Annotated in this window: 6 protein-coding genes, 1 other RNA gene and 1 pseudogene; 6 read left to right on the top strand and 2 right to left on the bottom strand. The window is 40.1% G+C overall.

All coding sequences use genetic code 11. From position 1 onward, the window contains the following. The 3 genes from B4237_RS15320 to B4237_RS15310 all read left to right on the top strand — a co-directional run. The coding region (locus tag B4237_RS15320; protein WP_286943839.1) for an efflux RND transporter periplasmic adaptor subunit at nt 1-1,137 on the top strand (1,137 nt) is incomplete at its 5' end. 13 nt (nt 1,138-1,150) lie between these two features. Further along, entirely contained in the window at nt 1,151-4,297 is a 3,147-nt protein-coding gene (locus B4237_RS15315) for an efflux RND transporter permease subunit (protein WP_286943837.1), read from the top strand. A 33-nt stretch (nt 4,298-4,330) separates the two neighbouring features. Next, a complete protein-coding gene (locus tag B4237_RS15310; protein WP_005091401.1) occupies nt 4,331-4,696 on the top strand; it encodes a copper-binding protein in 366 nt (121 codons plus the stop codon). Nucleotides 4,697-4,808: 112 nt separating this feature from the next. On the opposite strand, the pseudogene B4237_RS15305 reads toward B4237_RS15310, so the two are convergent. Both B4237_RS15305 and B4237_RS15300 read right to left on the bottom strand, forming a co-directional pair. After that, nucleotides 4,809-5,099: pseudogene (locus tag B4237_RS15305) on the bottom strand (integrase); the annotation flags it as partial. A 74-nt stretch (nt 5,100-5,173) separates the two neighbouring features. Beyond that, complete coding sequence (locus tag B4237_RS15300) at nt 5,174-6,421, bottom strand: tyrosine-type recombinase/integrase (RefSeq protein WP_005091398.1); 1,248 nt, start codon at nt 6,419-6,421, stop codon at nt 5,174-5,176. A gap of 317 nt (nt 6,422-6,738) precedes the next feature. On the opposite strand from B4237_RS15300, the gene coaD reads away from it, so the two are divergent. The 3 genes from coaD to rnpB all read left to right on the top strand — a co-directional run. Beyond that, the gene (gene coaD / locus B4237_RS15295; protein WP_004881118.1) at nt 6,739-7,230 is read left to right on the top strand and encodes a pantetheine-phosphate adenylyltransferase; all 492 of its coding nucleotides are present in this window, start codon (nt 6,739-6,741) and stop codon (nt 7,228-7,230) included. Nucleotide 7,231: 1 nt separating this feature from the next. Beyond that, entirely contained in the window at nt 7,232-7,495 is a 264-nt protein-coding gene (locus B4237_RS15290) for a YfhL family 4Fe-4S dicluster ferredoxin (protein ID WP_286943833.1), read from the top strand. A 26-nt stretch (nt 7,496-7,521) separates the two neighbouring features. Further along, nucleotides 7,522-7,869: RNase P RNA component class A (rnpB, locus tag B4237_RS15285), an RNA gene on the top strand; the annotation flags it as partial.

Here is a 7,869-nt window from a genome sequence, read left to right as displayed (position 1 = left end):
AATGGCATATTACAAGCAAATGAACGGCAAACAGCTATTTTACAAACTAGAGCAAGTGGCTTTGTTCAGCGAGTGTATGGGCATGCTGTTGGAGATATGGTGACCGAAGGAAGCCCTATAGCTGATATTTCAATACCCGAATGGACTGGAGAGCAAACTGAATTTTTAGCTGTGCTCCGTACTGGAGATCGTTCCCTTATTCAAGCAAGCCGTCAACGTTTGCAGCTTTTAGGAATACCACAAAATGTGATTCATCAAGTTGAGCGAACTCGTCGAGTGCAATCTAATATAACTTTGCAAGCTCCCATTAGTGGATTTATTGATTCACTAGAAGTCCGCAATGGTATGGCTTTGGCTATGGGACAAACCTTGGCCACAATTAAAGGTATCAACCCGATTTGGCTAGAGGCAGCCGTTCCTGAAAGACAAATTGCTGGAATCAAACGAGGTATGAGTGTAGAAGCCAATTTTGCTGCTTTTTCTAAAAAAGTAACTGGCAAAGTTATCGACATTTTGCCTACCTTAGATACAACATCAAGAACTATTAAAGTTCGGATTGAATTACCAAATCCTAGTGGTCAACTTAAGCCAGGGATGTTTGCTTCTGTCAATATAATAAATAATCCCCAAAGCAGTTTGGTTATACCAGAGCAAGCTGTTATACGGACAGGTACTCGGAATGTTGTCATTGTAGGGCATGAGCAAGGACGTTTTGAACCTGTTGTTGTACAGTTAGGTCAAAGTGATGGCAATAAAATTGCAGTCCTGCAAGGGTTGAAAGCTGGTCAGAAAGTAGTGATTTCAGGACAATTTCTGATTGATTCTGAAGCAAATTTGCAAGGCGTATTGGATAAGCTGAATACTGGAAAATCTATTACCCCCTCTCAAGCAGTTAAGACATCAAAATATCAAGGCATTGGAAAAGTTGAAAAAGTCACAGCTCAGGAAGTTACTATTTCACATCAGGCTATTCCTGAGTTGGGTTGGGGTGCTATGACCATGAGCTTTAAACAGCCCGTACAACCATTTACCCGAATTCAGCAAGGTGACCAGGTCAACTTTAGTTTTACAAAAGTTGGAGATGCTTACGTTATTTCTGACATTTCCAAGATGTCTATGGCATCTTTGAAGAACTAACGGGAGAACTATTATGATCGCTCGTATTATTCGTTTTTCAATTTTGAATCGTGTATTTGTTTTGTTGGCAGCTTTAGTTTTGGCAGCTTGGGGAACTTGGGCTGTAAAGAATACACCGGTTGATGCTTTGCCAGATTTGTCTGATGTACAAGTGATTGTCCGAACTAATTTTCCCGGTCAGGCACCACAAATTGTTGAAAATCAGGTGACCTATCCTTTAACAACAACCATGTTATCGGTGCCCGGTGTTAAAACTGTTCGCGGTTATTCTTTTTTTGGTGATTCATTTGTATATGTCATTTTTGATGAACATACCGATCTTTATTGGGCCCGTTCTCGTGTATTGGAATACCTAAACCAGATTCAGGGAAAAATGCCTGCGAATGCAAAATCGTCGTTAGGACCCGATGCTACTGGAGTTGGCTGGGTTTATGAATATGCATTAGTTGATCCAACAGGACAACATGACCTTGCACAACTGAGAAGCATACAAGACTGGTTTTTAAAGTATGAACTAAAGACATTACCTAATGTGGCTGAAGTTGCCACGATTGGGGGCATGGTTAAGCAATATCAAGTTGTCTTAGACCCAAGCAAAATGGCGGCTTTAGGTGTTACACAAAACAATGTCATTGAGGCGATTCAAAAGGCTAATCAGGAAACTGGTGGTTCAGTCCTTGAAATGGCTGAAACGGAATATATGGTACGAGCTTCTGGTTATTTAAAAACTTTAGATGATTTTCGCCAGATTCCACTACGAACAAATAGTTTGGGTGTTCCTGTTTCTTTAGGTGATGTTGCAACAATTCAACTCGGACCGGAAATGCGTCGTGGTATCACTGAGCTGAATGGACAAGGTGAAACTGTTGGTGGTGTTGTGATTTTACGGGCTGGTAAGAATGCACGTGAAACGATTACTGCTGTGAAAGCGAAACTGGCTGAATTGCAACAAAGTTTACCGAAAGGAGTGCAGGTTGTTCCTGTATATGATCGCAGTAAACTGATTGATCGGGCAGTCGAGAATCTCAGTCATAAATTAATTGAAGAATTTATTGTCGTGGCTTTAGTCTGTGGACTTTTCCTCTGGCATTTACGATCAGCAATGGTAGCTATTGTTTCTTTACCACTTGGGATTTTGTCGGCTTTCTTAGTCATGTACTATCAGGGCCTAAATGCCAATATCATGTCACTGGGGGGGATTGCCATTGCTATTGGCGCTATGGTTGATGCAGCGGTTGTGATGATTGAAAATGCACATAAGCATATAGAGACTTGGCAGCATGAACATCCCAATCAAGTATTAGAAACTCAAGCACGCTGGAATATTATTGCCCGTTCCGCCAGTGAAGTTGGTCCTGCTTTATTTTTCTGCTTACTTATCATTACATTATCTTTTATTCCTATTTTTACTTTACAGGCGCAAGAAGGACGTTTGTTCTCGCCTCTGGCGTTTACCAAAACCTATGCCATGGCAGCGGCAGCTGGTTTATCCATTACCCTGATTCCTGTTTTGATGGGTTATTGGATCCGCGGGAAATTACCCTCAGAACAGCGTAATCCATTGAACCGTTTCCTCATCAAAATATACCGACCTATGTTGGATCAGGTTTTAGCTCATCCAAAGACCACTTTATTTGGTGCGTTGCTAATTTTCCTTATTAGTCTTTTACCTTTAACTCGATTAGGTGGAGAATTTCTACCGAATATGGATGAAGGTGATTTACTGTATATGCCTTCAGCTTTACCAGGATTGTCCGCAGCTAAGGCCTCAGAACTGTTACAGCAAACAGATCGAATGATTAAAACGGTTCCAGAAGTTGCGACAGTATTTGGTAAAGCAGGGAGAGCTGAGTCAGCAACAGACCCTGCGCCTTTAGTAATGTTTGAAACCACGATTCAGTTCAAACCACGGTCTGAATGGCGCTCAGGTATGACACCTGACAAATTAGTAAAAGAACTGGATAAGGCAGTCCAAGTACCGGGTTTAACAAACATTTGGGTGCCACCTATCCGTAACCGGATTGATATGTTGGCAACTGGGGTGAAAAGTCCAATCGGGATTAAGATTTCAGCAAATGATCTGCAAGATATTGATCGGGTAGCACAGCAAATTGAACAAGTGGCTAAACAGGTGCCCGGTGTTAGTTCAGCTTTAGCTGAACGGCTCACAGGTGGTCGATATGTTGATGTCGATATTAACCGTATGCAGGCTGCGCGATATGGTCTCAATATTAAAGATGTACAGCAAATCGTCTCATCAGCGATTGGCGGGGAAAATATTGGTGAAACTGTTGAAGGCTTGGCACGGTATCCCATTAATGTACGTTACCCACGAGAGATTCGAGATTCACTGGAAGCCTTAAGAAATTTACCGATTCTAACAGAATCTGGTCAACAAATAGTCTTGAGTAGTGTTGCTAATATTCAAATTACAGATGGGCCGCCAATGCTTAAAAGTGAGAATGCCCGTCCAAGTGGTTGGGTCTATGTCGATGTACAAGGACGTGACTTAGCTTCGGTTGTACAAGATTTGAAGCAGGCCATAGACCAAAAAGTAAAACGTTCTTCTGCCATGAGCATTAGCTATTCAGGACAGTTTGAGTTCATGGAGCGTGCGAATGCTCGCTTAAAAGTTGTTATTCCAATTACTTTGATGATCATTTTTCTATTGCTCTATTTGATTTTTAGGCAAGTACAAGATGCTGTTCTGATTATGGCAACACTACCTTTTGCGTTGATTGGTGGTATTTGGGCTATGTACTTGAGTGATTATCACTTTTCGGTTGCGATTGCTGTTGGTTTTATTGCACTTGCTGGTGTTGCTGCTGAGTTTGGTGTAGTCATGTTGTTCTATTTGAAGCAAGCAGTTGAACATGCACAGCAAAACCTATCTTCTTCAACGACATCCTTAACGGAGCAACAACTCAATGATGCAATCCGAACAGGAGCAGTACTACGCGTTCGTCCTAAAGCCATGACGGTTGCCGTCATTTTGGCAGGCTTAATTCCTATACTTTTAGGGACTGGGACAGGTTCTGAATTGATGAGCCGTATTGCTTTACCTATGGTTGGGGGCATGATTTCAGCTCCTCTACTGTCAATGTTTGTTATCCCGGCTGTATATCAGCTTTTAATCAAAAGAAAACTATCAACACATTGATCGTTTTATTATTTCGTCTAAAGAGGTTTTATTATGTTGAAATTCATGAAAATTATTGCTCTTGTTACCACTATTGCTGCATTAAGCGCATGTAGTAAAAATGAAGCATCAGAGCAGAAGAAAGCAGACGCACCTATGGAGCAGATGAATAAGGAGTCTTCTACCGCTACAACGGCTCAAGCCGTTGGGGTGATTACTGCTATTGATACGAATGAAAATATTTTAACACTCGACCATGAAGCAATTCCTGCGATTAATTGGCCAGCAATGAAGATGGGCTTTAAAGTTGCTGACCCATCCTTATTAAATGGTTTAACTGTAGGAGATAAAGTTGACTTTGAATTAAAAGCAGATGGTGAAATTTACACAATCGTAAGTGTTAAACCAGAAAACAAGTAATGTCAAAAGTATAACTAATATCAAGAGTACAGAGCCTGTAAAAAAATCTGTGTAATTCCCTTTAAAACGAATGCTTCAGCCATCTAAGGCTGAAGCATTCGTTTTATGATGTCTAGTTAAAGTGTGTACAACAGAATTCAGTCCAATCAGCCATTAAACCTTTACGTTTTTCAAGGTACCCTCCACGTAAGTAAGAAGCTTCAACTTCATCGGGAAGTTTATGGGCAAGTACATGCTCACAAACTTCCCGTGAATAATCCGTTTTATCGGCTGACCAATCACGGAATGTAGAGTGGAAACCATGTGTCGTGATCACTCTGTTTTGTTTTGGATCTATCTAGCCTAAGCCATTTTGTTTATACATGTATTTTATAAATGTAGTCACAGACATATCCGAAAGCAAATATCGGTAACTGTCAGCTTAGGTTTGAGCTAATACAAATTATTTAAAATCTCCAGTCAGCCAATATCCTAACTTCATACGCATTTATTTTTTTCATTTATATTCTCTTCAGTCTTCCAACTGTCAACAATGTCAGCCCAATCTTGCATCATTTTCCGTCTTTGTTTTAGATGCTTAGAATGATTATAAGAGGCTTTAGTTTTATTAGATTCAGCATGTGCTAATTGTTTCTCTATCCACGCTTCTTCATAATCTTTTTCATATAGTAAGGTTGATGCTGTGGCTCTAAAATCATGAGTAGTTACATCTTTAAGACCGATATACTCCAACATGCTATTTAAAGTTGATGGTGAAAGCATCCCGCTACTCTTTTTGCTAAAAATAGCAGGGAACACCAAAATGCTATCACCTGATATTTCATACTGCTGCCGCAAAACCTTATATGCCTGATCTGAAATTGGCAATACATGGATTCTAGCTTTCTTCATCACTTCTATTGGAAATGTAATTAATCTTGATTCAAAGTCTACCCATGACCATTGCATCTTCCTGATTTCTACAGCACGTAGCATTGTGTATAAGAGGATAAAGCCTGCATTCTTTACAGTTTGTGTGCCATTGTATTTAGGTAGGCTTGTTCTAGCTTTATATCGTTCTTCTTTCGTTAATGCTCTTGCATGATTGACACGAGGACGTTTAATTACATCACGTACTGCATAAGTAGGATCATTCTCAGCACGAAGCGTTGCTATAGCATATCGAATAACCCCCCCAACAAATCTTCTGTTCTCAAGTGCCGCAGAAGCACCAGTAAATCTTCCATTTGATTCTTTTACAACACGTTCTACAGTGTTATCAAGTATTTTAAGCACATCTGCTGATGTTACCTCGTTTATATTCTTCTTCCCAATAACAGGTGAAATATCTTTTTCTAAAGCAATATCAAACTTCCCTTGATATGTTTCGGACTTTGAACACATTCGTTTCAGTTTAAATTCAGCAGCAATTGAATCAAAGGTATTAGTTGTTTCAGCTAATGCCTGAGCTCTAATATTTTTTCGATCTTCAACAGGATGTATGCCTTTTGCTAGCTTTGCTCTCATTTGGTCTTTTAAAGAACGAGCCTCGGCTAAACTAATAGCAGGGTATTCCCCCAAGCTCATTGATGATTCTTTACCCTGAAAAACAAATTTAAATCGCCATACCTTAGCACCAGTCGGTCTAATCTCTATATATAGTCGATCAGAGTCTAGTAGTCTATATAATTTATCTTTTGGTTTTAGACTCTTAATTTTGACATCAGAAAGTTTTGTAGTAGCCATTGAGAGTATTTTGAATGAAATGTTACCCGTATTATTACCCGTTTTTATAAGGAATTAAAAGATACTAAAAAGAACTAATAAGAATAGTATTTATTTTATTTCAAATACTTATGATCATTAAAAGAACTGTAAGGAATTATAAAAAACATTAACCATTATTATTTTTTACTACTGTTGCTTTCGCCATAATTTAAACTTCCACAATTGCGCTTATTGTGCCGTAAAACGCAATCTTTTTCCATCATTTAGGAATTTAGCGTTTATGCTTAACTTTTGTTAAAATATGCACCTTATCTCATAGACGCAGAGTACAACGCATGTCTAAAACACGTGTGATTTATCCGGGGACATTTGATCCAATTACCAATGGTCATGTTGATTTGGTTGCTAGAGCATCAAAAATGTTTGATGAGGTTGTTGTAGCAATTGCGATTGGACACCATAAAAATCCAGTGTTTAGCTTAGAAGAGCGTGTTGAGTTAGCAAAAGCATCATTGAGTCATTTATCTAATGTGGAATTTGTAGGCTTTGATGGTTTGTTAGTAAATTTCTTTCGTGAACAACGTGCAACAGCAGTATTACGCGGTTTAAGAGCAATTTCTGATTTTGAATATGAGTTTCAGTTGGCAAACATGAACCGTCAACTTGATCCACAGTTTGAATCCGTATTTTTAACTCCATCGGAGCAATTTTCTTTTATTTCATCAACATTGGTAAGAGAAATTGCGCGATTAAAAGGTGATGTGACTAAATTTGTTCCAGCCATTGTGGTTGAAGCATTTGAACGTAAGCATCAACAAGGCTGGTAAAGTGTCATTATATATTACAGATGAATGCATTAACTGTGATGTCTGTGAGCCTGTGTGCCCTAATGAAGCTATTTATATGGGGGAGCTGATCTATGAAATAAATCCTGCGCTTTGTACAGAGTGCGTAGGACATCATGATCACCCTCAGTGTCAGTTGTTTTGTCCAGTAGATTGTATTCCTCTTGATCCTCAGCATGTGGAATCACAAGATGAATTGATGGCAAAGTATAAAAAGCTCACGGCACAAAAAAATGCGAGCAATTAATTTTAATTTTTGATAAGATGCGCCTCGAAGTGGGCTGGACGGTCGCTGCTGTGGAGGTCTCCGTGACTGAAGCAGGGGAGGAAAGTCCGGGCTTCATAGGGCAAGGTGCCAGGTAACGCCTGGGCGGCGTGAGCCGACGGAAAGTGCAACAGAAAGTATACCGCCTAAGCGCTTTCGGGCGCCGGTAAGGTTGAAATGGTGCGGTAAGAGCGCACCGCGCAACTGGTAACAGCTTGCGGCATGGTAAACCCCGCTTGGAGCAAGGCCAAATAGGAATCCGATGCTGTGACCCGCAGTGGATTCGGGTAGGCTGCTTGAGGCCTGCGGTGACGCAGGTCCCAGATGAATGGTCGTCCTCGACAGAACCCGGCTTA

The sequence above is a fragment of the Acinetobacter sp. UBA6526 genome, from assembly GCF_002434875.1.
GTDB lineage: Bacteria > Pseudomonadota > Gammaproteobacteria > Pseudomonadales > Moraxellaceae > Acinetobacter > Acinetobacter venetianus.
The sequence above is the reverse complement of the archived record's forward strand: the minus strand, read 5'-3'. Positions and strand labels throughout refer to the sequence as shown.

Bases quoted from the DNA above. Each gene is read 5' to 3' on its own strand.
- B4237_RS15310 (WP_005091401.1), top strand. From the start codon at position 4,331: ATGTTGAAATTCATGAAAATTATTGCTCTTGTTACCACTATTGCTGCA.
- coaD (WP_004881118.1), top strand. From the start codon at position 6,739: ATGTCTAAAACACGTGTGATTTATCCGGGGACATTTGATCCAATTACC.
- B4237_RS15300 (WP_005091398.1), bottom strand. From the start codon at position 6,421: ATGGCTACTACAAAACTTTCTGATGTCAAAATTAAGAGTCTAAAACCA.
- B4237_RS15315 (WP_286943837.1), top strand. From the start codon at position 1,151: ATGATCGCTCGTATTATTCGTTTTTCAATTTTGAATCGTGTATTTGTT.